Source organism: Synechococcus sp. A10-1-5-9 (assembly GCF_047716785.1).
GTDB lineage: Bacteria > Cyanobacteriota > Cyanobacteriia > PCC-6307 > Cyanobiaceae > Synechococcus_C.
In genome coordinates, this window is the sequence record NZ_CP180406.1 from 567,526 (window position 1) to 593,893 (window position 26,368).

Below are 26,368 nucleotides of genomic sequence, written 5' to 3' on the forward strand. Positions count from 1 at the left end.
AGTTCAATCTAAGCCAACGATTGAAGCGGCTTGCCCACGGGTTAACTTAGTAATCATTATTCTTTTACAGTGGTTTTACCTTGTCAGGCGTGAGCAGCTTTCGATCTACACTTTCTACAAGTAATACAAGCAGATCTATACCGGTAGGAGCTAATCCCAATAATCACCTAGAGAAAAAGTTACCTAGATGACTTTTAATCCGCTCATTTGTTTGTCAATCAAGTTGCTACCATCTCAATCGATACTTTCCACCACATCCATGGAACCGTGTTCTAGATGAAACATTACATCCAAATCAGCCTTAGCGAGGCCTGTAGGAACGACACGCGAAATGCGGCGTTCAATTCAACCGACCGCGTTGAATGACTGACCACGTCATCATCGGAGTGACGAGCAAACGAACAATCCAGTGCCTCACTCATGTGCTTAGAAGCCCTGTAATGAAAACGACGCACCACATCAACATCATCCAATCCCCCGCTAGCAAAATTCTCGCTTTCGTCGCTGTGGCTCCTTAAGGAATATCTCTTTTCGGTCTGGCACAAAATCTTCGTAAGCAGTCACAAGGATTTCCCCTTGTTCGATCGCATAATGCACTGCACTCGAGTTAGTAACAGGAAAAGGATTATCTCTACACCTACGAAGGATATCCTCTTTTTGATTTCATCAAAAAGCTCCGACCGAACAGGCTCTGGCCGCTAGCGGGCGTAATCCATAACAATGCTGAATGTGAATCGTAGGAGCTGCTTCAATATCGCTAAAAAAATACTAGACAATTCCCTTTCTTACCATGAGAACGATATTAATACCTAAAACATTTGAAGGAGCAACAAAATTCTGCTGGTCAACGCAGTGCCCAGGCGCTGAGCGTAAATCACTCTATGCCTGCTTCTTCTCGAACTATGATTAACAGCTTGTTTATCGATGTTGATCAAAACTTGAAGTATCCTTTCTCATATAATAAAGGTCTTGCATTTAGTTTCTGGTGCTTGATCCCTTGATGGATATCCTCTAGATCCTGGCCAAGCCTTTAGTAAAAACAATCCAGATCAACCCAACAACTCTCACGGATCAAGCATACATTGGCTTTAAAGGACATGCTCCTGTGACCACAAGGATAGCCCTCACTTTTCAGCAAAGGATTCTCTGCTTGTGGTTTTATCGCAAGCAAGGCCTGGAATCACCTGAGTTCTTTTCAGGTTCTTGCTTGAGATGCTCACTTTGCTAAGCAGAACCAACTTATTCCACCACAAACATTTTTTAATATCCCACTAAACCAGCTGAAAATACTACTGCAATACTAACTGAGGTGCCACAACCACGTACCTGCACTCTCACGTTTTTATTACGTGAGCATTTGGTGCACAACATGGTCGTACCACTTCCGCCCAACAATCCAATCTTTGTACAATCCGATGTCTGCAGCAACCCATCAGCATCAACCAAGGCCAAGAGGGCTGCTGAACTATGGTCTCGATCAGGTCATATGCCAACACCGGATAGTAGTCTTGAATCTCGCGCGGTGATAAAGCCTAAATTGCACTCTCTTGTATCTGATCTAGCAGCACACGGCCGTGATCAGAACCGACACTCAGATTTGCTTCAATCGCTTCCCACACCAATAAACCGGAAGAATCCTCCACATCAAATTGCCCCAGAATGGCTGAGAGGTTTTCGCAGCAAACACTAAATCAATCTGGCATCCTCTGCCACGGCTCGGAGTAATGCGACAAGTTCAGCTGTGGCAGCCGAGCCAGAATTAGATGATGCAGAAGTCATCAATCGCAATCACTCACATATTGGAAATTAAGATGCTGTAGGTTCATTAATATGAATAAATCATATATTTTTCACAGGCAAATACCTTCAATCTGTTTAAGGCCAGATTTCGCACAGAATTAAAGACTATTTAGATGCTTGTGTAGAAAAAAGATCTTGATCTTTATAGGAACCAGCCAACCTCTTGAGCTCTCCAAATGTTTTAATGTAAGAAGCTAACGACTGAATCAACTGAAGTCGCGATTGATGAACTTGAATCTTCGAACTCAAGATATCACTCTGTTCTGCAAGACCCACAGCGGCACGAGCTGCTGTATCCGAAGAAATCTGTTCTGCACTCTGTAGATCCTGCAAACTAAGAGCAATTAGCTGCTCACTACCGACGAGTTGATTGAGGCTCTCGAGTGTCTGTGTCTTCAGCTTTGTTGCAGCATCACGATATTGAGCTTTATAAGATACAGCTGTTTGTTCATAAGACTTCGCCTGATTCCGCGTTGCGTAACCATCAAACAAGTTCCAAGAGATTGATAAACCAGCATAGTTACTGAGTGTTGATGACCTTGCTCCGCTCGGCTGTGTTGGTGGTGCAAAATTCTGGCTGCCGGCTGTATATTGATATGTAACATACCCAAGCAGACCAATAGTCGGCAATATACCTCCCCATTGCTCGTTGGCATTATCTGTTGCAATTGCAGCTTGAAGCATCAGCCGCTTCAAGGCTTCTGAGTATGACAATGAACGTTTTATGGTTTCATCTCGATCCCATGGCCATGCTTCCAAGCTCGGGCCAAGTATGTTGTGCAGGCTCAGAGGAGAGAAAGCAGTAGCAGCATTGCTGAGTTTCTTCCCATCAGATTCCACCAAGGGCAACAGCAGCGATTCGAGCTTCACAGCAGCATTTGACTGCTGAATCTGCGTAGACCTGAGCTGTCTTTGGTAAGATAAAAAAGTACGAAATTCCTGATCAGCTTGAAAGCGAGGAAGAAGTTTAAGATTTACACGTGCACGAGCCTGGCTAACTATCTGCTGCTGAAGGTTAACAAGTTGTAGAATCTCAGCAAGCTTGAAACCTGATAACAAATAGTCACCATAGGTGAGCATGACTGCTGAACGCGTTTGCTGGGTGGCCTGAAGCAGCTGAGATTTTGAGAGAGCCAGCTGATGTTTAGCCGCAGCAATCTGTGGATATCGAGTTGGGTCAAGAAAATTCCATTGGATCTGGATGACTGGATAGGCCTGAGTATAGGTTGCGGAGCTCTCAGAGAAGCCGGTCAATTCGCTACTGGATGAACGCCGCGATCCATCACGCTGTGAGCTGCCATTAAATGGATTGAACGCGCTCCCTGCCGTGGCCGGTGATGATGATGCGTTTGGCGCACCACCATAATTCTGTGATGATAAAATATCGGTAAAAAGTACCGAACTATTAGACATAGAAACGCTGGGCCACCAAGCTCCATTCGCTGACTTCAATGAATATTCCGAAGACTTTACCTGCATTGCGTAAGACTGTACTGAAGGGTTTTGCTCGATAACATTATCTAAAAATGACGCATTATTCTCTCCTTCGATGTTAGTTTCAATTTCACCCTTGCCAATGACTGGGCTACAAAAAACCAATGCGGGCAGTTGTGGTACTGACGGTAACTCTGTGCCCAATTCCACTTGTTGGCATGCCATGTCTTTACTGACCACCCCAGCCAAAGAAGGGAGTGGCATGAGAAACAACACACCGCTGAGTAGATGAAGTTTACGAATAAGTGGATTCATGATTAAGAGACAGGTACAGGATTCATGCTGATGTAACCTTGACGGTCGATCTCAATTACTTCATCAAAAAGATGAAGAGCTGATGTGCGATGTAGAACTGAAAGATGAATTTTGCTTCTCTGATTCAGAAGCTGCATCATTTCAAGATGCTGATCTTCAGGTAAATGACATGTGGCTTCATCACTAATGATGATGTCGTAATCAGCAACTAACGCTCGCGCTATCTTGAAGCGTTGCAATTGCCCCAAGGAGAGATCACGACTGAACTCATTAATTGGTGTCTGCCAACGCAGCGGAAGACTATCTAGCAGGTGAGTGAGATCAAGTTGTGCGCAAGCTTCTTCAAGCCTTTCATACGGAATATTCTTTGAGGGGTCGACGACATCAGACAAGCGACTTCCATAAAGGTTCGTCTCTTGGCTTAAAACAAGTAGCCGACAATCGATCAGTGAATGGTCAAGCCTTTGCTGATTCTCGTCGAAAAGTTGAATCGATCCACTCTTTGGGCTCAGATGACTAGTCAGAAGTCCAATCAAGGTGGACTTTCCTGATCCAGAAGGTCCCACTAGCGCGTAGCTTCTATCAGCTCTTAGCGTGAGGGAAACCGGTTGACTAAAGGGATAGTCAGCATCTACAGCGGTGTAAATAACTTCGGAAAATGCTACAGATGCCGGGCACGGGATGGGTTGGGGTGATGGTGCATTTCTAAAAACATTGATATCACGAATTGCGTTTGGCATCCAATACGTGGGCAAGCTCTGAGCAATCGAAACAAGATCATCCGCAATAGAGCTGAGTGAACCACTTAATGAGCCGATTGCGAAATAAATAACAAGTAAAGAACCAACAGATAGGTTCGATCGAGCAGGATCAAGGTAGCTCTTGTAATATTCATAAAAGATGAACGCATACAAGAAACCCTGGAAGAGGTTATTGAGAACTGAACTTACTGCATCCAACCTTCCTGCTCGCAACAGGCTCTCTGAGATCGCCACACGAGCCCGAGCAAAACGATCAATAAAAATTGCCTCTGTATTGCTAAGCCAAATGCCCCTAATCTGTCTGACTGCTTCATAAATCGTTGACTGAATTGCAGACTGCTGACCAATTACACGTATCGAGATATTAGAGCTGAGATATGTAATTCCAATGCTTAAGGCTGTTGGAATAAGGAGAATGAGGAATAGGTTCCATACAGCAGATAAATCCGTAAAGGCACCAATCACCAAAATGTTAGCCGCCATAGATATAACTGCTAGCGGTATTGATATGAATAGAGAGTTGATAGAGCCCAGAAAAGCGCTTGACACACTGAAAGTGAGGCGCCAGCTACCAATGTCTTTCTGTGGTAAAGCACTTGCCTTGGCCAGCAAGTAGCGTTGTGCCGTTGAGACTTTTGTTTCTAGATCCAGATTCTGCGTAAAATAGCTCTGCGTCAGAGTCTGCATCGTGCCGATAATCTGACCTGTCAGCTGAAGAGCAATCGATGCAAAGCCAACTAAGACGATTGCTGGAATCTGACCTTCTGGAACAAAGTTGTCAAACAAAGGCTGCTGTAACAGCTCAGCTAAGGCCCCCCCAATAATTGGCGGGGTTCCAAGCGCTAGCGCCAGTCCGATGATGGACCAGCGTCGATCCATTAACGTGTTGACAAACTGTTTCTTCGATAGCTTTTGCTTTGGCAGTGCTGCAGATAAGAAATACATGCGGATTTCATCCGAAGCAATTGAATTCGATTCAAGGCCCCTGAAATATTCAGAAGGCAAAATACTATTACCCTTCACCAAGAATGCCACTTGAGACAGTCTCACCACTGAATCCACCTGCCCTTCGTGAAAAGGTATTTCATTCACTTGCATCATGCCTTCTAGGTATTGAAGGAGCTGCGAAGTTAGCAACCCTTCTTGTTCACTTAGGAAGAACAAAGTTTGCTGAATTTGCTCTCCATGGAGCAAAGCGCAGTTTTTCTTTTGTGCAATGAGATAAGTAACATATTCCGATGCCGAGATCCAACGTGCACGTATTGGGACATTTGGTGTGTTCTGCATCAACATCAGTTTGCCTCCTTCTGCAGATCTCTCATCGCAATCGTTGGTAGATTGCTGATGACTGGACTGTCCCCATGTTGCACAACTAATGTATTAATCCGCATCTTGAGAAGCCCCTGAAGGACAGGCTTATGAAGTTCTTGAGGTATGCTGACTAAGGACTCATCAATTAGCAAGAGTTGTGGTTTCATCAAGGCTGCACGAATAATTGAGATCATCACTGACTGACCTGTACTGACCGACGTCTCATCTTGAAGAAGCCTTGCATTCTGTTGGCTAAAAATGGCCTCTTGAGCAAGCCCCAGTCCTGACAGAGTCTGTTCATAGTCTTCGTGGCTGGCATGTGTGCCCAGACGTGCATTAAATTCAACAGTTCCTCGGACTATCAATGCAGAGCGATCAACATATTGAACTATCTTTCGTTTGTCGTCTAGTTTTAAACGCGCAAGATTAGCACCACATATACTGACCTGCCCTGACACTGGGCTGATCAGCCCCATCAGTAAATTGAGCAGAGTACTCTTACCTGAACCGCTATCTCCATCAAGCCGAATAGCGAGCGGTCTTCCTGATTTTGACCTTATTTTTAGATTGGCAGCATTTAGGATTGGTTCTGAATACTTAGAGTATCTGTAAGTGACGCTCTGTAGCTCAATTAGTGGAGCAGTTTCAATCTTTGCAGGTAGAGACTCATTAGCAGATTTATTGTTTTCAGTTGTCGTTTTTGTGGGTGGCCGCAGTTCCGCAGCAGACTGGAATGTGAGTCGCGAATTCTGGAACGTTTCGAGTAATTGAGATAAGGAACGTATGGGCTCCAATGCTGTACCAATGATTACATTGATTGCTGCATAAGTACCGGTTGTTAGGTTACCATTCACAATCAGGATTGAAGAAACTACCAGTAGAAGGGCATTGAGTGATTGATCGATACTACCTAAAAATAATTCGTTGATCGCCCCAATCCTTGATGTCGCCAACTCGGCTTTACCTAAGGAGGCGTAGCCTGCAGTTAGTTCACGCTGAGTAGCATCCTCTGCGTGCTCGAGAATGATTTGTTCTCGACCCTTGATCAACTTGAACTCAGCTGTGGCAACAACGCACTCAGCCTCTCTTATCATGTAGTTATTCTGAATATTATAACCGTAGAATTTCAAGCCAACATAAATAAATGCTGCTATACCCGCAGCCGAAACAAGCGCAAGTGGTGTGCTAACAAGCATCACTGCAATCACATAAACCAAGAGATTTAAACAGCCGGTGAAGGCTGCCAGTACCGCTGATTGATAGCCGGATAAAGCTTCCTCAACCTGGCTAAATCGTGATGCAATTAACCCCGTAGTCTTATTGATGAAGAATGAATAGGGAGCTGTAAATAGCGACTTAAATAGATCGATATTCCAGGCCTGAATGACAGTCTGCAACTGCCGCTGCACAGCAACCTGCATCATCAGGCTTGACAATGCGATAAGGACAGACAGCGCGATGGTCACAAGGATCAGCCCCCTTGTCCAAAGAATCTCCCCTTCCTCAACGACATAGGTCATAAACACATCCTGCGCACCTGCATTCAGCAAGGCGAGGACAGCAGATACGGATGCGAGGATACAAATCAGCAACACAATCACTGTCTTACCGATCAGCAGCGATGACAGCTTCTGCGATACATGCCCTGCTTGCGTTAGATCCTGGTTCTCGAAAATACGCTTAATCGGGCGGAATGTAATCTGAAGACCAGAGTAATACTCGATGAAGTCTTCCTCTCCAAAGCAAAGAATGCCATCGCTGGGGTCGGCAATGTGGTACGTTCTGCCTTGTTTTGCATCTTCTTGAATTTTCCACAACACACTGAAGTGATCAGTGCGTACAAAAATAATCGATGGCGTCTTCTCTAACTTGTCTTCTTCCAACCTTGCAGGAATTCCCCTGAGGCCAACGGTTGCTGCAAACTCACATAACTCACCGACAGTCATTCCTCCTCGCGTCGAGCCATAGAGAACTCTGAGCCGCTCCAATTCACAGGTTGATCCCAAACCTCTTAAGACCATGGTCAGGGATGCCAGGCCACATTCCGTTTCATCCGACTGAATCGCCAGTGGGAAGGGGGGGTGGCGATTGATTCGTTGGAACAGCTCTTGCGCCAGATTTATAATACTCCTCATAATCCGCGGAAGAAGGGGATCAAGAGGCTGATTGGACGCACTTGCTCAGAGATAATGCGAGCTGTTGCCTGGCTGCCAGATCGAACCCCCCAGGGTGGTTGCCGTCCCAACGTCCATACCGGCTGTTGATTCTTCTCCTCGAGTTGAACTTTGACCAGATAGGGAAGATTCACCTGGCGGCCCTGACTAAAACTTTGTTGCAGAGACTGAACGATGTCCTGGCTGCCAAAGGCCTTAAGCAACTCAGCTCCTGTGGCTGGGGCGTCCGCTTTTGCAACCACTTTTCCTTTGATATAGCCGAAGCGGATCGAGGGGCTCGCAGAAGGCGAAACCAAGACCCGATCACCCTTTTTAATGCGTCCAAACTGATCCGAGCCAACAAGCATGATTGCAGTTAAAGGGCCAGTCTTCGGGGAAATAGTTATAAGAGGATCACCTCGGTTGACAAACCCACCCAGTTGCACGTCATAACTGACCATCGTGCCATCTATAGGCGAGCGAATCAGCTCTGATTGGTCTAGAACAAGTTGCGACTGAGCCACATTTGAAGCCGTGGAAATATTCTGCGATTCCAGATTAATTTTTCCCTGAGCATTGGACTGCCTGATCTGCTGGTAATTAATCCTCTGTTCTCGAACACTATTCTCAAGTCCAACCAATTGCTGCTTGAGCTGCACCAAACTTGAATAAGCCGAGGCGAGTTCATCACTGCTAACTTTATTGCTTGAATACAGCGTTAAGACTCCATTGTATGCATCCTGCTGTTTCTGAATTAAACTGCGCAGAGAGTCTGCATTGCGTTTATACATCTCTTCCGCAGAGCGAATATTCTCTATTGCAATAAGCTCAGCACGTTTGCCAGCTTGATCATTCAGCAGCGACAGCGGCTTTGTTACTTCCAGAGTTTTGGCCGCTGCGTTCAAACCAATCTGATTGGTCTGCGTATCAAGAGACATCAGCACGTCGCCAGCCTTGACCTCTTGATCAAGTTCAAAGTATTGCTTTGAAATGACACCCTGCTGCTTACTACTGACGGTAACAAAATGCTTGCCTCGAACAATCAAACCTACACCTGTAGATTCTAGCTTCAAGCTGCCAAATAAAGACCACAACAGTGTGCTGACAGTGAGCACAGCTAAACTTCCCGAAACATAAACGAAAGGCCTATCAACTAAGTCGTTAGCGCGTTGTTCAAGCACTCGCGTAATGCAAATAAAAAACAATATAACTGTAGTACATTTAAATACCACCCACAACCGAGGATTCGTGGACGCCCTGCAAATCGGCATACATTAACTGTAGATTTATATCATTGAGCACAACTTTTCCCACTGGTTGCATTCAACTTAACCATCAAGCTCCATATTTTTACAAATTGTGTCAGGCGATACTGACAGGCTCATTACGGTTTTAATTGTCATGTCCAGCTGAAAGCGTTGCAGCACTTGCTTGTGCACGCTGCGTCAATACCTCCGTTCGCTTTCGGAAATGATTCTCTGAAATGTTGGGTCTCGATAGCGCCGTTCGGCCGACAGCCCTGTCAGCGCATCCTCAATGATTTCCGTTTCAATCGAGGCTACTAGCACCACTGCATCAAGATTAAAACCCCTTATGACTACTTCAAGCAACCCATCCTGAAGGATTATTAATATTCTAATTAGTTTTTCTCATTATTCTGCAGTTTTTAATGAGCTAAAGGTGAAGGCCATGATCAACCCCAAAGACTCGTTCCTTACGTTTAGTGTAGGTCATAATGTTGTAAAACCTTATTTTCGACCAAACCGCAGATACAAAATTGGGGATGCAATTACTCAGGCTAAGTCCTTATGAGTTGCGCTTCAACGGTCGAGCCAGTAGCCTCAACAACATTGAATAGCTTCAATACATCATCTGTTCTTGCTATTCTTATCTCAAAGATGTTTTTTCTTAGGTCAAAGCGATTAGTAGCTTCGGTTGAGTCCATCACCCCTTAGTCGCCATTATTGTTCTTGCTAAAATCCAAGGGCCGGCTGAATTGTATGTCCCTACAATCGAAACCTCTAATGGCACACTGAGCTGATTGAGGACTGCTTCCACTGAAGGCTCTAGTGTGATAACCGGCAACATCGCTCCATCACTCATTTTGAGAAAATAAGATTGATCTGACATCGGCTCCAATGTTCCCTCTATTGTTTGCAATCGCTTGTGAACAGGCTCGATTTGAGCACTTTCGCTGCCGATGTTACTGATCAGAGTGCATCGATCAACAGTTTTGTTCATCAGGCACAACTGCCGGTCAAGCCAACTGGTGTGATGCCAGGCGATCTGCCAATCGGGTGCCACTGCGGCTGGTGCCTGAGCATCAAATAGAAGAGATTTCTGCACGTCCCACGCCTCGATCTGGCACGGTGTAGAGCCTGATGCCACAGCCAGAGCGGCAGCCGCTCCCGCGGCTTGGCCAACATTAAGTACCAGCGGTTGCAGGCGCGTTGCCCCGTTGGCCATATGGCTGGTGCTTATCGCTTTATCGGCAGCTAGCAAATTATCAATGGCATCGCTTTGCAAGCAGCCATAGGGAATGCAGAAGGGTGTGCCCGTCCAGCGGCCGCCCCAACGACAACTTTTCGCGGCCAAGGGCCAATCCGAGCCAGGATAGTGATGGTCGTTGACGTAATTGCCAATAGCAATCGATTGCAGGTCACCGGACTGATTCCGCGGCAGAGGCGCGCATGATGCTCCTTCCGAAACGGGCAATATGTCCTGTTCAATCACCGTGGATCGACCCACCATCCGTCGACCTTCACGCCAGTAGGGCATCGCTGCCAGCCAGGGTGCCGGGCTGCCCGATTCCCGCGGGAACCCATCACCCAGCTGAAGCCACCCACCACTCGCTTCCTGCAGCGCCTCAGCGAAGCGGAGGCCGTGGGCCTGCATCTCCCCATACAGCTCGGCTTCCTGGTTGAGATCACCACTGAAAGCTCGCTCCAAGCCCCAGTGCCAGTCGTTGCCCTGCAGAGGCCAGTTGAGCATCACCAACCCGCCCGGCAAGCGGCCGTAGGTGATCGTGCGCTCGAGGCCAAAGCTTTGGCAGGCATGCTCAAACGGTGCTTCCAGGTGCGGAGAGCCATCTGGATCAATGCCTCGGGACGGATCCGATCGCAGCCGATCGCTTTGAAGCTGCCCCATCACCACCCAGGTGGGCGACTGCACGGGCTGCTCGCGGAAGAAGGCCTCCGAGTTGAGCCGCTCCTGGCTGGGAGCACTCGGTTCCCCCCACTGCTCCTGCGCTTCCCAACCCAAGCGGAACGCGGCCTCGGCAAACGGCAGCAGATCGCCACGATCGCTGCCGTCGATCACCACCTGGCAGCGCACACGCCGCTGCTCGCCCTCGACCTCAACGCGCACCGCTGTGATCAGCGAACCTTCACGCTCCACCGCCAGCAACCGGCAGCCGGGCCACCAAAGCAATTTGGGTTCGGCGCGCACCCAGTCCTGCAGGATCGCCTCGGCGGTGGCGGGCCGGTAGCCAAAGCAGCTCACCCAGTTGTGATCCAGCCCTTCCGGTTCACGGCGCTCCAGTTCTCTGAGGAAAGCCCCCCAGAGACCGGTTTGCCAGGGGGTGAGCTCATTGCCATCCGGGCAGCAAACCCCGGCGGCACTCACCATCCCGCCAAGCCACCGGCCGGGAGTGAACAGAAGCGTGGAGGCACCACCGCGGGCCGCCTGGATCGCAGCAGCCACTCCGCCGGTCCCGCCTCCCCACACGAGCACCTCAATCGCATCGATGGGCGTGGTCATCACGTACCGCAGTCCCTGAGGCTGATCCGCAACTGCTCGTCCTGCGGGAGGCGGCTCAGGCAGCGGAAGCGCAGACCCAAGAGTTGGTCGTAGAGCGGATTCAGTTTGCACATGGGCGGAATGTGCACGAGTTTGTGGCCAAAGAGCACGATGTCCCTTTCAAACGGACATTGGGCCGGGATCAGGCTCACGATGAAGCCCGCGACGGACGGGTCACTGGGCTCCAGTGCATCCAACCACTGCTTCAAGGGCTCAAGTGGATGCACATCCCGCGCCTTGGTCGGGTTTTCGCACGCCTGCAATCCCTTCAGAGGTGACGGATCACAGCCGAGTACTTCCACCCAGTGGTGCAGAAGATCCAGTTCACTCCCACTGAGATGGCCATCGGCCAACGACACCACCACGGCTGAGCGGAGAAACTGCTCGGCGAGGGGCCGATCCTCTGCGAAGGCCTCGACCAGATCTCTTTCCTGAACAGGAGGCAAGCCATCCCAGTCGAGGTTGACGTCAGGCAACGTGATCGCCAAGTGGTCGGCCAGCGCCTTGCGCTCATCGCCGCTGAAATCACCGTCTGCAAGAGCCAGTTGATGCAGGGCTGACAACCAGACGCTCCGAAGCGTTGCCCGTTGGATTGAGGAGGTCATCGAAATCAGAACGCAAAAAGGGGGTCGTTAAGATCCAGCCCCAGAGCCAGAGGCTTCAGAGGAGAGCCGAAGCGATGACCTACAGCCTCACAACCCCGCTTTATTACGTCAACGCCAAACCACACCTCGGCAGCGTTTACACCACCCTTGCCTGCGATGCGCTCGCCCGCTTTCAGCGCCTTGAGGGCGAGCAGGTCGTGTTCATCACAGGCGTTGATGAACATGGTCAGAAAATCCAACGCACAGCAGAGGGGCAGAGCATCAGCCCCCAGGATCACTGCGATCGGATCTCCGCTCTGTACACCGATCAGTGGGCCCGTTGGGACATCTCGAATGATCGCTTCGTTCGCACGACGAGCACTCGCCACCTGCCACTCGTGCAGGACTTTTTCAAACGCTGCGAAGCGGCCGGCCATATTCGCACCGGCCATCAGGAGGGTTGGTACTGCGTTGACTGTGAGGAATTCAAGGATGATCCGGCTGACGCGGAGAGTCCTGACTGTCCGATCCATCGCAAGCCTCTGGAATGGCGCGACGAGGAAAATCTGTTTTTCTGCCTCTCGCAGTTTCAGGAACGCATCGAGGCATTGATTAGAGATCCTGAGTTCATTGCACCAACCAGTCGTCGTCGGGAGATCGAAAATTTCGTGGCCGGTGGTCTGCGGGATTTCTCCATCTCCCGGGTCAACGTGTCATGGGGTCTGCCGGTTCCCGGACATTCAGGGCACACGTTCTATGTGTGGTTTGACGCTTTGCTGGGGTATCTCACAGCCCTTCTCGATGACGGTGGCCCTGTCGATCTCGATCGCCTCGCCTCGGTGGGCTGGCCAGCGAGTGTTCATGTCATCGGCAAAGACATCCTGCGCTTCCACGCGGTGTACTGGCCGGCCATGTTGATGTCGGCGGGATTACCGGTGCCGAAACGTGTCTTTGGGCATGGCTTTCTCACCCGAGAAGGTCAGAAAATGGGAAAAGCTCTGGGCAACGTGCTCGACCCCGACACCCTGCTGGAACGATGCGGAGCTGATGCCGTGCGCTGGTATCTGCTGAGGGACATTCAATTCGGAGAGGACGGAGATTTTCAGCAGCAGCGATTCATGGATCTTGTGAACAACGATCTCGCCAACACCATCGGCAATCTGCTGAATCGAACAGCCTCGATGTCGCGCAAATGGTTCAACGGCTCACTGCCTTCAATCTCGGAAGACGTGCGAGCGGACCATCCTCTCAAGAAGAGCACGGAACAGACGATCGACCTTGTGCGGCAATCGATCCCATCGCTGGCATTTCAGAACGCCGCCGAAGCGGTGTTGCAACTCGCAATCGAGGCCAACGGCTACCTCAATGAACAAGCGCCATGGAGCCTGATGAAACAACCGGGCCATGAACAGAAAGTGGGGGATGATCTCTATGCAGTTCTGGAATGCTGCAGGGTGATCGGCCTCTTACTTCAACCCTTGGTGCCGGGCCTCAGTTCCAGGATCCTGGCCCAATTGGATCAGCGTCCCAGCGAGAAGGGTTGGGCCCATGCGCTGAGCTGGGGACAATTAGAGCCTGGCGCCAGCCTTTCAAAACCTGAACCGGTGATGCAGCGACTTGAGCTTGAGTCCCCCCTCTGATGACCATGCCTTCGCGCCATGCATGGTTTTCAAGTTGTCTGCTCGCAAGCCTTCCCTGGCTGGCCGGTTGCGCCGATGGGGATGCTCCAGTCGCAGTCGAGGCACCCCCTTTCGTCTTTCGTTCACTTGAGCTTGAACAGAAGTCGAGTACCGGGCAGAAGGAATGGAGCCTGTCGAGCCCAGAAGCCCGTTATGAGCTGAACAGACGTTTGGTTCGCGCCCGACGGCCGGTTGGACTTCTGTTTCGCAACGGGAAGCCGTCCTTTCGGATTCAGTCTGATCTGGCCCAAGTGATCAACGACGGCGAAAAAATTCTGTTGGAAGGGAACGTCAAGCTTCAGCAACTCACTGGCTCGAAATTACTGATCCAAGGCGACCGGCTGCGCTGGCGTCCCGATCAGGGCGTTCTGACCATGGAGCAGCGGCCCCGCGCTTCGGATCAGGAGTCGCGAATTTCTGCCAGCGAAGCCGAACTTCAACAAACCACCAATGAACTCACGCTGACGGGCATCGTTCAACTGGATCGCTGGTCAACCTCCGATCGCAACGCCCGACCTGACAGCTCCCTGCGCAGTGGTAAGGCCCAATGGAATCTTGATACGGGGCTACTCAACGCCAAGGGACCGATCCTCGGCCAGCGCAGAGATAAGGAAGGGACTGTTCTCGAACAACTCGAGGGCCAATCCCTGGAGGGAAACACTCTCAAAGGAGAGATCACGGTGCAAGCACCAGTGATTCTCAGAATCCCCCGCGAGAAGGGCGTGTTGAGGGCCAAAGCCACAACCTGGGTGTTCCGAGATCAGATCATTCGCAGTGCAAAGCCGTTTAAGGCTGATCTTGATCGCACCACAATTCGAGGTGAAAGCTTCCGCGCCGATCTCGGTCAAAGCTACGTGGATGTGAACGGAGCCTGCGAAATCCGTCAGCCAGGAGAAGCATTGAAAGCTGAACGCTGCCGTTGGAACTGGAGCAACGAAGCCGTCTTGGCCGAAGGCAAGGTTGAGTTGCGTCGAGATGAGAATGATCAGGTGACTCGAGCTACTCGGCTGGAGGGAACCGTGGGGAAGGAGGGGCGCATTTCCTTCACCGCGCCTGGATCCAAGGTGCAATCGGAAGTCAGGATCCCGACTGAGGGGCCGGAAGGGACACCGGAAGCCCGGCCCCAACCGAATCCAGTGTCCTTCTGAGGCGCTCGCTCCATCCCGCCAACCAGCGTTCGTCTGATCGGGTAAAGCAGCGCTCGGACCACCCCCCCAGGACGACCCAGCCCCTTTGCCCTAGGGGGTGCACCATCACCGATGGCAAGCCCGGCAGCACAGGATCAAATTCTTCGCGTCCGGGATACAGCGCCGTTTTTACAAGAGAGATCAGTTCCTGACGCTGGGTCGCTCGTTGACAGATGGGACCAGGCACAAATGAATCCGCCGTGATCAGCCCCCGACGGAGAAGAACTTGCCCATCCCACATCACAAGAATGGAGGCTGCTGATGTAGCAGTCAGAAACTGATGGCTACCCCAGGCCAGTTCCAACGTCAAGGCTTCGTCCAGCCCCTCGATGAAACGAAGACCCTGCTCACCGCTGAGTTGCGCTGCTTCAGCGGGACGGGGAATGGCACGTGTCCAAAGGACAGCAACCAACATCAAACCAACGGCTGACAATCCAGCAAGAACCTCTGCACGCTGCAGGGAAGGGGGGAACTCTCCAGCCGTCAGAGCATTAACAAGTGACAGGGTCAGCACCAACACTCCGGCGATCAGAGAGAGACGGGCGGAGCCAGGCATGGTCTGCAACGTGCTGCGGTCAGAACAACACACTCTTGCTCAAATGAGAGAGAACGGACCAGCCGACATGACTGACGCTGAAGCCTTTGCCGCCATCGCACTCGCCGCAGTGGCCTGTGATGGAACGCTTGGGCGCGATGAGGCCCACGCTCTGCGCCGCTCACTCGAATACCGCACGCCTTACAAGGACAGAAGTGAAAAGGAGATGGCCGCCCTGTTCGATCGCCTCTTGGCTCAGCTGCGAACCGACGGAGTTGAACGTCTTGTAGACGATGCCCTGCCAGTGCTGACTCCTGTTCAGCAGGAGACAGCACTGGCCGTGGCCGTTCAGCTCACCCATGCCGACCGGGACGTCACCCCCGAAGAAAAACACTTTCTGAACAATCTGACGGGACGTCTCAATCTTCCTGAGGGACGCGCTGTGATGGTGCTGGAGGCGATCATGGCCCTGAACCGGGACAGCCTCGCCACTTAAAGGCAGACTGACTCGACGCTGAGCATGACCATGAATCGCTTCACCCAGCTCACAAGCGGAATTCTGGCCGCGACTCTCTGTTTGCTGTTCTGCGCGCCGATCGCGTTTGCCGTCTCTCCCCAAGACTTCCCTCCCCAACCACCTGACGAGCTGGTTCTCGATTCAGCAGAAGTGTTGAGTCGTTCTGGACGCAACGAAATCAGCAGCAGCCTTCAGGAGCTGGATCGGTTTCACGTTGATGCACGGCTGGTCACCCTGCGGCGTCTTGATTACGGCCTGAGCCTTCCAGCCTTCGGGGAGGAACTGCTCAATCGCTGGACTGCGGCCACAGGCGAATCCGACAGGCCCCTTTTGCTGTTTCTAGAGGAAAGCCAAAGCAAACAGGCCGCAGTGGTCGCCTCACCGGCCCTGTTGGAGCAACTGCCGGAGAGCCTGTTGCGCAGCACAGGGCGAACAACAATGAGCCAACCCTTGCGGGATGGCGATCGCTTCCGCCAGGCCACCCTCGACGGTATCGCGCGACTCGAGATTGTGCTCGACGGTGGCGAAGATCCAGGCCCCCCGGTTCAGGTGGAGAGGGTTTCGCTTCCAACCAATGTTCCAACTGCTGAAGAAACCGAAGAGAGCAATGCCTTCACTTGGGTTGTCGTTCTACTGGTGGTCGGCACGATAGTTCCGATGGCCACCTGGTGGATTTTCTCCCGGTAACAGCACGATGGCAGGACGCAACTGGCTCGACACCTTCGGAAGGGCCAAGTCCTTCGATGTGAATGCCGATCTTGATCGCGGCTATGAAGCCGCTCTCTTGATTCAAAGCCTGGAACTTGAATATTACGGAGACCGGCCGATCCGCCCCGATCTTGAGCTCTCCGTTCCCAGATCCGTGCAGGCCACCGTTCTGCGTAAATTCCGTGCTGCCATCAACGTCTGCCGGGCTTCCCTCGACAAGTTGGAGTACCAACGGGGCCAACTTGATCCCCAGGAGTTGCGCCAGTTGCAACTGATCGAGGGCGTTGTCAACCGCTACAGCCCGCGACGTGAAGCCTCAGCTCCGACCATCAGCCGAACGCCTGATCCGCTTCCACGCTCTCTGCTCGGAATCTTCGACACCCTGCGACGTCAACTGAATCCCACCTCAGAAGCGACTCTGGTGGCTGGATTCCGGCGGCGTCGCGATTCAACCTTGATTTCACTCAAGGTGCTGCTGCTGCTGATTCTTGTTCCCCTTTTGGTGCAACAAGTCAGCCGCACGTACATCATCAGCCCTGCCGTGGATCGTTATGCGCCAGACCTGCCATTTTTGAGTTACCCCAAACCGCAACTTGAAGAACAAGCTGTGGAGAAGCTGCGTGTTTATAAGGCCGAGATCGAATTTGATGCACTTCTGCGCGGCGACTCAATCCCTACACAGGAAGAGCTGCAGAAGAAATTATCTGCAAAAGCGGAAGAGTTAAAGGAGGAAGCAGATTCAGAAAGTACCCATGCCGTGAAGAATGTACTCGCTGATCTAGCCGCCACAGTTGCGTTCGTTGTGGTCTGTGTGTTCAGCCGAGAAGAATTACGCGTTCTCAGGGGATTTTTCGACGAAGCTGTGTACGGACTCAGTGATTCAGCCAAGGCGTTTGCCATCATTCTCTTCACTGATATTTTCGTTGGCTTCCATAGTCCCGAAGGCTGGACGGTTCTTCTCGATGGAATCGCCAATCATTTCGGATTCCCCGCCCGAGAGAATTTCATCCTTCTTTTCATCGCCACCTTCCCGGTGATCCTGGCGACGATCTTTAAATATTGGATCTTCCGCTATCTCAACCGCGTCAGCCCTTCCTCGGTGGCGACGCTTCGCGGTATGAATGGTGGCGGCTAATCATCCTGAAGGTCTGGTTCTTGTTACTGGCCCGAGCCGTGGAGGCAAGAGCCAATGGGCCGAACATTTGGTGTCCTTTTGTTCTGAGGTGACCTACGTGGCCACATCCCCTTCCTTCCCTGAGGATGAATCCTGGCAGGAACGACTGCGCCTCCATCGTGAGCGTCGACCTCCCACCTGGACTCTTCTGGAGTGCGACGGGCAGCTCACCAGTGCACTCGAGGAAGCCCCCGAAAACCATGCGTTGCTGATTGATGCTCTCGGTAGTTTCACGGCCGCTTATCTCCAGAACGATGCGGAGCAATGGAACGCCGTGCAAAACGATCTGCTGATCACCCTGAAACAGCGCCGTCAGCCTGTCGTGATCGTGATTGAAGAAACAGGCTGGGGAGTGGTTCCCCCTACAGCGATTGGCGGACTCTTCCGCGATCGCCAGGGACAATTGGCCCAGCGATTGGCCAGGCAGGCCAACCGAAGCTGGCTCGTCGTTCAGGGCAGAGCTCTCGATCTTCACGCCTTAGGCCAAACCATCCCGCTGTGACCCTTCTCAAGCCCTCCCCGCTCAGCGTTGCTTTATTCGAACCACGCATTCCTCCGAACACGGGGAATATCGCGCGCACCTGTGCTGCATTTGATCTGCCACTGTCTTTGATCGAGCCCCTGGGCTTCTCGATCGACGACAGACAGCTCAAGCGAGCCGGACTGGACTACTGGCCCCATGTCAATCTCTCTGTTCACACCGATTTCAAAGCGTTCAAAACCAGTCTTGCCAAGCCTTCCCGTGTGATCGGCTGCAGCCGCAGGGACGGCGTTGCACTGCAGGATTTCTCCTTCGAACAAGGGGATGTTCTGCTGTTCGGACGAGAGGACACAGGGCTGCCTGAGCCAGTACGAGACCAATGCGACGACATTTTGACGATTCCGATGCCATGCAGCGCTGGGGTTGATGGACAAGGAGGCGTGCGCAGCCTGAATCTGTCTGTCGCTTGCGCGATCGCCTGCTTTCAGGCAGGCCTGAAACTGCAGCTGTGGTAGTCGATGATCTGCCACGAGCACCCTTGCGGGGAGGTGTTCAGCTCGCTACCTTCAGCCAGATCTGATGCTGTGGCGTCGTCGGATCTGTTCTTCACTTTTTCGATGAATGAAGCCTTTGCTCCTCGCCGTGACCGTTGTTGCTTCCAGCGGTGCTTTATTCGCGATGTCACACGCCTCCGGTTACGCAGATTCCGATCACATCAGCTCGAAACAACTGCTTTCGGCTCTTTCAACGGAGCCATCGCAGATCTGGGTTCGCCTCATCAAGCGCAGCGATCTTGAAACACTGTCGCGTGACCTTGATCAATCCCTAAATCAGCTCAAAAAGCTGAATGAGCTGGATGCCAATACGCCACTTGAAGCTGGAACCTGGGTGGTCCTCCCTTCAGAGAGTACAGAAAGCATCAGTGCATCCAAAGCTCTTGACGGAACTGAAATCAGAGAATCACCACCTTTGCAGACTCCTCCTGCACCAATGGAGGTCGTTGTGAAGACTCCTCCTGCACCAATGGAGGTCGTTGTGAAGACTCCACCTGCACCAATGGAGGTCGTTGAAATCCAGTCCAATCAATCGTTGATGTCCGTGGTGCGGGAGCACGGCATCACTCTGACGCAGCTGAAGGCTTTTAACCCTGGGGTCAAACTCTCCAAACTCGTCGTGGGAAGCAAGGTGCGTGTTGCCAAAGCCAGTAATGTGTTGGCTGTGCGGCCCTTGCGTTCCGGTGGAGCGAGCTGGCCAGACCTTCCTGCACTTCCCGGAGTTGGTCAGTTCGATGCGTCCCAGACGTATATCTGGCCGACGAAAGGTGTGTTCACCTCTGGATACGGATGGCGCTGGGGAAGGATGCACAAAGGCATTGATATTGCCAACAATGTCGGCACTCCAATTCTGGCTGCAAAGGATGGTGTGATTGCTTATTCCGGCTGGAGCAGTGGCTATGGCTATCTGGTTGAAATGTCCCATGGAGATGGTTCTTCAACGCGTTATGCCCATGGCAGTCGACTCTTAGTGAAGAAAGGACAATTGGTTCCTCAAGGTGCTCGCATTGCGCTGATGGGTAGCACTGGGCGAAGTACCGGTCCTCATCTCCATTTTGAAATTCGCAAGCCTGGTGGAGCCGCGATGGATCCATTGGCCATGCTCCCTTCCCGTAGAGGCTAGGTGAAGAGTTTCATTGCATTTAACAAGAAAACTACAGACAAAGTGAGTTCACTCGGAACCACAGATGTTTTTGAAAATGTCAGAGGAGAGACTTGAACTCTCGACCTCAGGGTTATGAATCCTGTGCTCTAACCAGCTGAGCTACTCTGACGAAAGGCCTTTCAGGCCAGTTGCCATCATACATCTTTGGGGGACAACTTCAGCGCATATCAATGGCGTTGAGTCTCTCTCGGAATGATTTCGGCGACGATGTGACAACAGCATCAGAGAGCGAGGACATGCCTTCAGGCATGGCATTCGGCCTTCGCTGTTGACGGACCGGCTGTCCGCGATGCGGTCTGGCCTTGAGCAACAGAGCCCGGCTGGAAGGATCGCGCACTAAGGGCTGACTGCTGAGCTCACTTCGGACCTGATTGAGCAAGCGGAAGTGACCTGTGCTGCTGAATTTTCTGAGAAGCGCCTGATCCCAGGCCATGGATGCATGAATCATCTGTTCAGCTTAAGAGCCAGAGAGAGCACCGATGGGTACGGCGGGTGACCGTTGTGTCGCGCGACAGCGTGATAAATTGTTGCCCGCAATTGGAAGTCGTAACGACTTCGAGCTAGGTCCTCACGCTTCCTTGCCTTCCTTCGCCCGTTCATCATGACCGCCAACGGTTGTCTGCGCGTGGGTCATCAGGCCCCCGACTTCACCGCCACAGCAGTGGTTGACCAGGAATTTAAGGAGATCAGCCTATCCCAGTACCGGGGCAAGTACGTTGTGCTGTTCTTCTATCCGCTGGATTTCACCTTCGTTTGCCCGACTGAAATCACGGCCTTCAGCGACCGCTACGCAGACTTCTCCAGCAAAAACACCGAGGTGCTCGGCGTTTCCGTGGACAGCCAGTTCAGCCACCTGGCCTGGATCCAGACCCCTCGCAATCAGGGTGGACTGGGAGATATCAACTATCCCCTCGTTGCTGACCTGAAGAAGGAAATCTCCACGGCCTACAACGTCCTCGATGAGGCTGAGGGTGTTGCTCTGCGTGGTCTGTTCATCATTGATCCCGATGGTGTGATCATGCACGCCACGATCAACAACCTGCCCGTTGGCCGCAACGTTGATGAAACCCTGCGCGTTCTGCAGGCGTTCCAGTATGTGCAGTCCAACCCCGATGAGGTTTGCCCTGCCAACTGGACTCCTGGTGAAAAGACCATGAAGCCTGATCCCAAGGGTTCCAAGGAGTACTTCTCCGCCATCGGCTGATCAAGCCAAACCAACTGAATCTTTCCGTGCCCTGTCGCCGTTGGCGACAGGGTTTTTTGTCTTAGAAGCTAGAAGGAGCCAGGAAGAGTGTCGACCAGCGTGATCGTTCTCCCATGATGGATCACCATCTGTATCTGAGAAGGCAAGCCTCCAACACAGACCCACAGAGCAAAAAGTTCGATAGAAATAAGGACGTTATAACGTAATCCAAAGGCTAAACATCTTACTGATTTAAGAGACCTGAACAATCAGCGCGGTTTTTATCGCTGGGATTCCGCTGAATTCTTCAAAAGGGCCTGCAATCCTTGCCAGAGATCATTCGCCATCGCAACGCGTCGCCCATCACTGACAACAACCCTTGTCAACGTCGGCAGACCTCCCTGACGCGCCTTGAGATAGATCGGCTCCACGTATAGCAGCGAATCGCCGACAGGAACCACCAGGAGGTTTCCCTGAACAACCTGAGAACCTGCTCTATCCCACAGACCGAATTGCTGACTAATCTCAGGGTTTTGATTGATTAAAGCCTGAACTTGCTCAGGGCCAAAGGTGGCAATATCGCTCGGGAAACGCAACAGAATCAATTCACCATAATTCTCTCCATCACTGCGTGCAGCTAGCCACGCCGAAAGATTGGGACGAGCCAATGGAGTGAGTGGTTGAAGAAGCAGAAATTCAGATCGTTCATTCGATTTGATCTGAGCGGTGATGTGATAAGGAGCAACCGGTATCTGTTTGCGCCCATAGAGCTCAAGTGGAACCTGCCAGACATCATCTCCGCTATAGAAAATCCTTGGATCAGTGACGTGATAACGCAAGAGTTGCTGAACCTGAAGCTCAAATTGATCTTTGGGAACCATCAAATGGGCCCGAAGAGTCGAGGGCATCGCATCCCAAGATTCAAACAACGTAGGGAATATTTTGCTCCAACCACGGATAATTGGATCCTCTTTCTCACTCACATAAAAATGAACTTTACCGTTGAAGGCATCCACAATAACCTTTACCGAATTGCGCAGATAGCGGAGGGGTTGTCCATCGGGGAGGGTGGCTGCGTAGGGATAGGTCCTTGATGTGGTGTAACCATCAACAATCCAATACTGATGCTGATCCTTCGAATAACCATCAGGAGGATCCTCCAGCGGAACGGATACAAGATACGGATCACCCATGAAGGTGAGGAATGGAGCCAAAGCCTTGACCCTCTGTTTTACATCGCGCCTCAAAAGCAATTTGGATTGCGCCGTCAACGCACCGGTGTTCAGCAGTCTGGGATCAGTGAGATAGGTGGCCGCAATGATGCGCTGCCATAGCGTGGACAGTGGGATCCCCGCTGATCCAGAGTAATGGTTGTAAGTATTCTGATCACCCTCGGGATAATCAAATTCCTCGATTCGCGTGGGTGCCACTGCGTAAGGGGAGGGCAATAAGCCGAAATACAGTGCAGCTTGGCCAATCGGCACTTCACGCTTAACATCGGCCTGAGTGATGCCAAGAGAAAGATTTCCTTCAATCCTGGTTGAACTTCCCAGATCACTGATGAAGTAATCAGGAAGACCATCTGGCGCGCTCGTATTCACTGGATTAAGCGTGAAACCGAAGCCGTGGGTGAACACGAAATGTCTGTTCTGCCAAGTTCTGGATCGCCTGGGAAGGGCTGTTTGATCCAGTTCCCGCGCCGCCATCATCACCTGCTGCCGTTCCTTGCGATCAGGACGCAACGGATAGCGATCCACTGCAGCTCTGGCGAAGCGGTAATACACCCTGAGCTGTTGAAGTTGCCGATTCGACGCCAGCAACGGTTGACTGTCCCAGAGACGAATGTTCTTTAACGTGCTTTCTCCTCGAACCAGATCGTCCGCCTCGAGTTGCTTCGACGGGTTGTACGGTCGCGTCGTCATGCCGTCGAGTTGAAAAGCATCGCGGGTAGCTGTGATGGCATGACTGAGGAACGGCTTCTCGAGCTGAAATTCTCGTGGGCGGACCACCATCCACTGCAATAGGGGTGCCAAAAGAAGTTCGGCAAGCAAGAGCACCATTGCCAAGGCCACAACCACCCCCCTGACACCACGTCGTCGCCGCGAGGACACTCCCGGCCAGGGACATGTGGTCGCCGCCAGAAACAGCAGGAGAACAGTGCCCCCATCCCTGAGTGGCAACACCAGATGCACATCCAGCCAACCTGCGCCTGCCACAACATCGTTCTGGGTCCAGAGCAACTGATGGCGTGACAACCACAACAGTGCGGCAAGCACCAGGAACAACGCTGCGAGCAGAGGACGGAGCAAGCGACGCTCCTGCAGTGTCCAACCAGGAAAGCCCCAGTCACTGAGACAGGGACTCCGAGTCAGTCGGCTCCAGATCGCGGTGCTAAGGACCAGGAGCAGATGAAGCAGAAGCAATTCCAAGGCCAGAGCCATGGCCGAAAAACGACCAAGCCCAAAGCTGACGTCAGCTCCAAGTAGTGGTTCAAAGCGGTTGGCGTCAGGAATCGTCAGCGCCAAGGCCCAAAGTCCCCAGGCTCGAGCCGTAATCAGACAGAAGCAGGCACTTCCATAGAGATGGGCCAAACCCAATCGATGGCTTCTCGTCAATCCGAACGTGATCGTCAGGATCAGCAGAATGGAGAGCGTGAACAGCGGCCAGGTGCTCTGGAAGGGAACACTCCACCAGTGCGCAAGGAGGAAGGGCTGGGATAAGGCCAGCCACGCAAGGCGGGTGTACACCACCAGCACACTCAGCAGCACCAGAAGCGCGCTGGCCAAACAAAGGGCATAGGTTCTCCCCCTCAGGGCAGGAAGTTCCCCCCTGGGCGTGGGCTCATAGGCCGCCATCCACTTCTGCCGCCAAACAGTCGTGAGGACCGCAAGACCAAGGGCAGCAGCCCCTCCAGCACCTTGAAGGCCAAGCCGTTTGAGGTAGACCTCCTCGAGGTTGAACTGTTGAAACCAGGCCACTTCGACCTGAAGACGGGCCAACAGCACAAACAGTGGAACCAGCAGCAGCAGCCAGCGTGCAGATGCGGGACGGCGAAAGAAAAGGGCTTGCTTGGACAGATTCAAGTCCAGGCCGGCAGTTGCCCCAGGCTATTACTCCGATCTGGTGGATCCATCCCTAACAGGGCATGAAAGCGATCCGATTGAAGCGTTTCCTCCTCAATCAGAGCGTCAACCAGGACATCCATCTCTTCCCGCCTGGACTCGAGCAGATGGATGGCTTGCTGCAGAGCTTCGGTTGCCAGGGAGCGAACGCGGAGGTCAATCTCGCGACCGGTTCGTTCGCCGTAAGACGGCCGGGTATGAATCAGATCTCGGCCCAAGAACACCTCCTGGTCCTGTCCCTCGAGGGCGACAGGACCCAGATCTGAAAATCCGAACCGGGTCACCATCTCCCGTGCAAGTTGCGACACCATCTGAAGATCACCGCTGGCACCTTGGGTGACCTCGGACGCTCCAAACACAACAATCTCTGCTGCACGGCCTCCAAGAGCCATCACCAAACGGGCCTGGAGGTAGGCACGGCTGACCAACCCGGAATCAAGCACTTCCTCATCAGGGAAAAAGCGCGTAAATCCGCCCACACCACCACTGCGAGGCAGAAGCGTGACTTTGTCGACGGGATCGGCATGGGGCGTCAATGCTGCAACAAGCGCATGACCGATTTCGTGGTATGCGATCAATCGCTTCTTGGCACCATCCTGGAGTGGGGCAGCTGTTAGCCCCATGGTGATCCGCTCGAGAGCCATTTCCAGCTCCTTGTTGCCGAGGGTTGTCGACTGATGGCGGGCCGTGAGGATGGCCGCTTCATTCAGCAGATTGGCCAGGTCAGCTCCGGAGAAACCAGGCGTGCGTCGGGCCCAGTCCGCCAAGGACACCTCTTCAGCCAAAGGCCTGGTACGAGCATGAACAGCAAGAATCGCCTCGCGCCCTTTGCGATCCGGCAGTCCAACGGCAATCCTGCGGTCGAATCGCCCGGGACGCATCAAGGCTGTATCAAGGACATCGGCACGGTTGGTGGCCGCCAGAAGAATGACGCCGGAGTTATCAGCGAAGCCATCCATTTCAGTGAGCAGCTGATTCAGCGTCTGCTCCCGCTCATCGTTCCCTCCGCCAATCCCTGCACCTCTCTGCCGGCCGACAGCATCGATCTCGTCGATGAACACGATGCAAGGAGACTTCTCCTTGGCTTTGCGGAACAGATCGCGAACGCGGCTGGCACCCACACCCACGAACAACTCAACGAATTCGGAGGCGGCAAGTGAGAAAAATGGAACACCAGCTTCCCCGGCAATGGCTTTCGCCAGCAGGGTCTTGCCGGTGCCAGGAGGGCCGACCAGCAGGACTCCGCGGGGAATACGCGCTCCCAACTGAATAAACGTCTCCGGTTGCTTGAGGAAGGTCACAACCTCTTGAAGCTCGTCTTTGGCTTCTGCGATCCCGGCCACATCTTCAAAGCGCACAGTCACATCGCTCTGTGGATTGGTACGCGCCTGGGTACGACCAAAGCCCATCGCCTTGTTGGCCACCTGGGCCGATCGTCTCAGCAGGAACGACAGTCCAACAACGATCAGCATGATCAGGGCCAGATTGCCGACCAGCCCGGCCAGGGCCTGTTCCTGCCGGACATCCTTGACGAGGAGGGGAGTCCCAGCAGCCTCTGCGGTTCGCAGAATTTGTTGATCATTGGCCAGGATTGCCACCGTCGCGCTGCGTCCGTCGGGGTAGGTGACGATCACCTCACGACGGGCCGGTACCAACTGCAGCTCTTTGACCTTCCCGGAGGAGATCTGCTTCAGCAATGCGCTGTAACTCGGAGGTGGTTCTGAACGGAAGCGAGAAAATGGATTGCTCGGTTGATCCGTTCCGATCGACCTCTGGGCGTCAGGACCCGGCTGCGACTGACTCTTCTGCTCTGGGCTCACACCGCTATTGCGTTAAGTCAAGACTAGCGATTTGACGTGGGGGCTCTCCAAAGTGGATCATGTCTGTTTGGCAGTGATCAGCCCGAG

At 52.6% G+C, this 26,368-nt stretch carries 19 protein-coding genes and 1 tRNA gene; 9 read left to right on the plus strand and 11 right to left on the minus strand.

The window, feature by feature from the left end; translation table 11 throughout:
- Positions 1–1,905: 1,905 nt before the first annotated feature.
- The 6 genes from ACLM45_RS03345 to ACLM45_RS03370 form a co-directional block, all read right to left on the minus strand.
- Positions 1,906–3,549, minus strand: a complete 1,644-nt coding sequence (locus ACLM45_RS03345; protein WP_415410573.1) for a TolC family protein — start codon at positions 3,547–3,549, stop codon at positions 1,906–1,908.
- A 2-nt stretch (positions 3,550–3,551) separates the two neighbouring features.
- Positions 3,552–5,603, minus strand: coding sequence for an ATP-binding cassette domain-containing protein (locus tag ACLM45_RS03350; RefSeq protein WP_415410574.1), 2,052 nt, complete (start codon positions 5,601–5,603; stop codon positions 3,552–3,554).
- Positions 5,603–7,756, minus strand: a complete 2,154-nt coding sequence (locus tag ACLM45_RS03355) for a cysteine peptidase family C39 domain-containing protein (RefSeq protein WP_415410575.1) — start codon at positions 7,754–7,756, stop codon at positions 5,603–5,605. The genes ACLM45_RS03350 and ACLM45_RS03355 overlap by 1 nt, the downstream gene beginning before the upstream one ends.
- On the minus strand, positions 7,753–8,955 hold the full coding sequence (locus ACLM45_RS03360) for an HlyD family secretion protein (protein WP_415410576.1): 1,203 nt from the start codon (positions 8,953–8,955) through the stop codon (positions 7,753–7,755). The genes ACLM45_RS03355 and ACLM45_RS03360 overlap by 4 nt, the downstream gene beginning before the upstream one ends.
- Positions 8,956–9,718: 763 nt before the next feature.
- The gene (locus ACLM45_RS03365) at positions 9,719–11,533 is read right to left on the minus strand and encodes an FAD-dependent oxidoreductase (protein WP_415410578.1); all 1,815 of its coding nucleotides are present in this window, start codon (positions 11,531–11,533) and stop codon (positions 9,719–9,721) included.
- On the minus strand, positions 11,533–12,177 hold the full coding sequence (locus tag ACLM45_RS03370; protein WP_415410579.1) for a Mo-dependent nitrogenase C-terminal domain-containing protein: 645 nt from the start codon (positions 12,175–12,177) through the stop codon (positions 11,533–11,535). The genes ACLM45_RS03365 and ACLM45_RS03370 overlap by 1 nt, the downstream gene beginning before the upstream one ends.
- 74 nt (positions 12,178–12,251) lie before the next feature.
- On the opposite strand from ACLM45_RS03370, the gene metG reads away from it, so the two are divergent.
- Both metG and lptC read left to right on the plus strand, forming a co-directional pair.
- Complete coding sequence (gene metG, locus ACLM45_RS03375) at positions 12,252–13,796, plus strand: methionine--tRNA ligase (protein ID WP_415410580.1); 1,545 nt, start codon at positions 12,252–12,254, stop codon at positions 13,794–13,796.
- On the plus strand, positions 13,796–14,983 hold the full coding sequence (lptC, locus tag ACLM45_RS03380; protein ID WP_415410581.1) for an LPS export ABC transporter periplasmic protein LptC: 1,188 nt from the start codon (positions 13,796–13,798) through the stop codon (positions 14,981–14,983). The genes metG and lptC overlap by 1 nt, the downstream gene beginning before the upstream one ends.
- Here the strand turns inward: lptC and ACLM45_RS03385 are convergent.
- Entirely contained in the window at positions 14,913–15,578 is a 666-nt protein-coding gene (locus tag ACLM45_RS03385; RefSeq protein WP_415410582.1) for a cofactor assembly of complex C subunit B, read from the minus strand. The genes lptC and ACLM45_RS03385 overlap by 71 nt on opposite strands.
- Positions 15,579–15,645: 67 nt before the next feature.
- Between ACLM45_RS03385 and ACLM45_RS03390 the strand changes: the two genes are divergently transcribed.
- The 6 genes from ACLM45_RS03390 to ACLM45_RS03415 all read left to right on the plus strand — a co-directional run bounded on the left by ACLM45_RS03390 (position 15,646) and on the right by ACLM45_RS03415 (position 20,114).
- Positions 15,646–16,053 carry a tellurite resistance TerB family protein gene (locus ACLM45_RS03390; RefSeq protein WP_415410583.1) on the plus strand — a complete coding sequence of 136 codons (408 nt, stop codon included), beginning with the start codon at positions 15,646–15,648 and terminating at the stop codon, positions 16,051–16,053.
- A 30-nt stretch (positions 16,054–16,083) separates the two neighbouring features.
- Positions 16,084–16,761, plus strand: a complete 678-nt coding sequence (gene psb32, locus ACLM45_RS03395) for a photosystem II repair protein Psb32 (protein ID WP_415410584.1) — start codon at positions 16,084–16,086, stop codon at positions 16,759–16,761.
- Positions 16,762–16,768: 7 nt separating this feature from the next.
- Positions 16,769–17,917, plus strand: coding sequence for a proton extrusion protein PcxA (pxcA, locus tag ACLM45_RS03400; protein ID WP_006041495.1), 1,149 nt, complete (start codon positions 16,769–16,771; stop codon positions 17,915–17,917).
- The gene (cobU, locus tag ACLM45_RS03405) at positions 17,904–18,458 is read left to right on the plus strand and encodes a bifunctional adenosylcobinamide kinase/adenosylcobinamide-phosphate guanylyltransferase (RefSeq protein ID WP_006041496.1); all 555 of its coding nucleotides are present in this window, start codon (positions 17,904–17,906) and stop codon (positions 18,456–18,458) included. The genes pxcA and cobU overlap by 14 nt, the downstream gene beginning before the upstream one ends.
- On the plus strand, positions 18,455–18,952 hold the full coding sequence (locus ACLM45_RS03410; RefSeq protein ID WP_415410586.1) for a tRNA (cytidine(34)-2'-O)-methyltransferase: 498 nt from the start codon (positions 18,455–18,457) through the stop codon (positions 18,950–18,952). Before cobU ends, ACLM45_RS03410 begins: the two co-directional genes overlap by 4 nt.
- 106 nt (positions 18,953–19,058) lie before the next feature.
- Complete coding sequence (locus tag ACLM45_RS03415; RefSeq protein WP_415410588.1) at positions 19,059–20,114, plus strand: M23 family metallopeptidase; 1,056 nt, start codon at positions 19,059–19,061, stop codon at positions 20,112–20,114.
- A 77-nt stretch (positions 20,115–20,191) separates the two neighbouring features.
- Here the strand turns inward: ACLM45_RS03415 and ACLM45_RS03420 are convergent.
- Both ACLM45_RS03420 and ACLM45_RS03425 read right to left on the minus strand, forming a co-directional pair.
- Positions 20,192–20,265: transfer RNA gene (locus ACLM45_RS03420), tRNA-Met, on the minus strand.
- Positions 20,266–20,313: 48 nt separating this feature from the next.
- Positions 20,314–20,604, minus strand: a complete 291-nt coding sequence (locus ACLM45_RS03425; RefSeq protein WP_415410590.1) for a hypothetical protein — start codon at positions 20,602–20,604, stop codon at positions 20,314–20,316.
- Between the two features lie 153 nt (positions 20,605–20,757).
- On the opposite strand from ACLM45_RS03425, the gene ACLM45_RS03430 reads away from it, so the two are divergent.
- A complete protein-coding gene (locus ACLM45_RS03430; protein WP_415410591.1) occupies positions 20,758–21,360 on the plus strand; it encodes a peroxiredoxin in 603 nt (200 codons plus the stop codon).
- Between the two features lie 260 nt (positions 21,361–21,620).
- On the opposite strand, the gene ACLM45_RS03435 is transcribed toward ACLM45_RS03430, so the two are convergent.
- Positions 21,621–24,422, minus strand: coding sequence for a UPF0182 family protein (locus tag ACLM45_RS03435; RefSeq protein ID WP_415410593.1), 2,802 nt, complete (start codon positions 24,420–24,422; stop codon positions 21,621–21,623).
- Positions 24,419–26,281: an ATP-dependent zinc metalloprotease FtsH gene (ftsH, locus tag ACLM45_RS03440; protein ID WP_415410594.1), complete on the minus strand. Its 1,863-nt coding sequence runs from the start codon at positions 26,279–26,281 to the stop codon at positions 24,419–24,421. Before ftsH ends, ACLM45_RS03435 begins: the two co-directional genes overlap by 4 nt.
- Between the last annotated feature and the right edge of the window lie 87 nt (positions 26,282–26,368).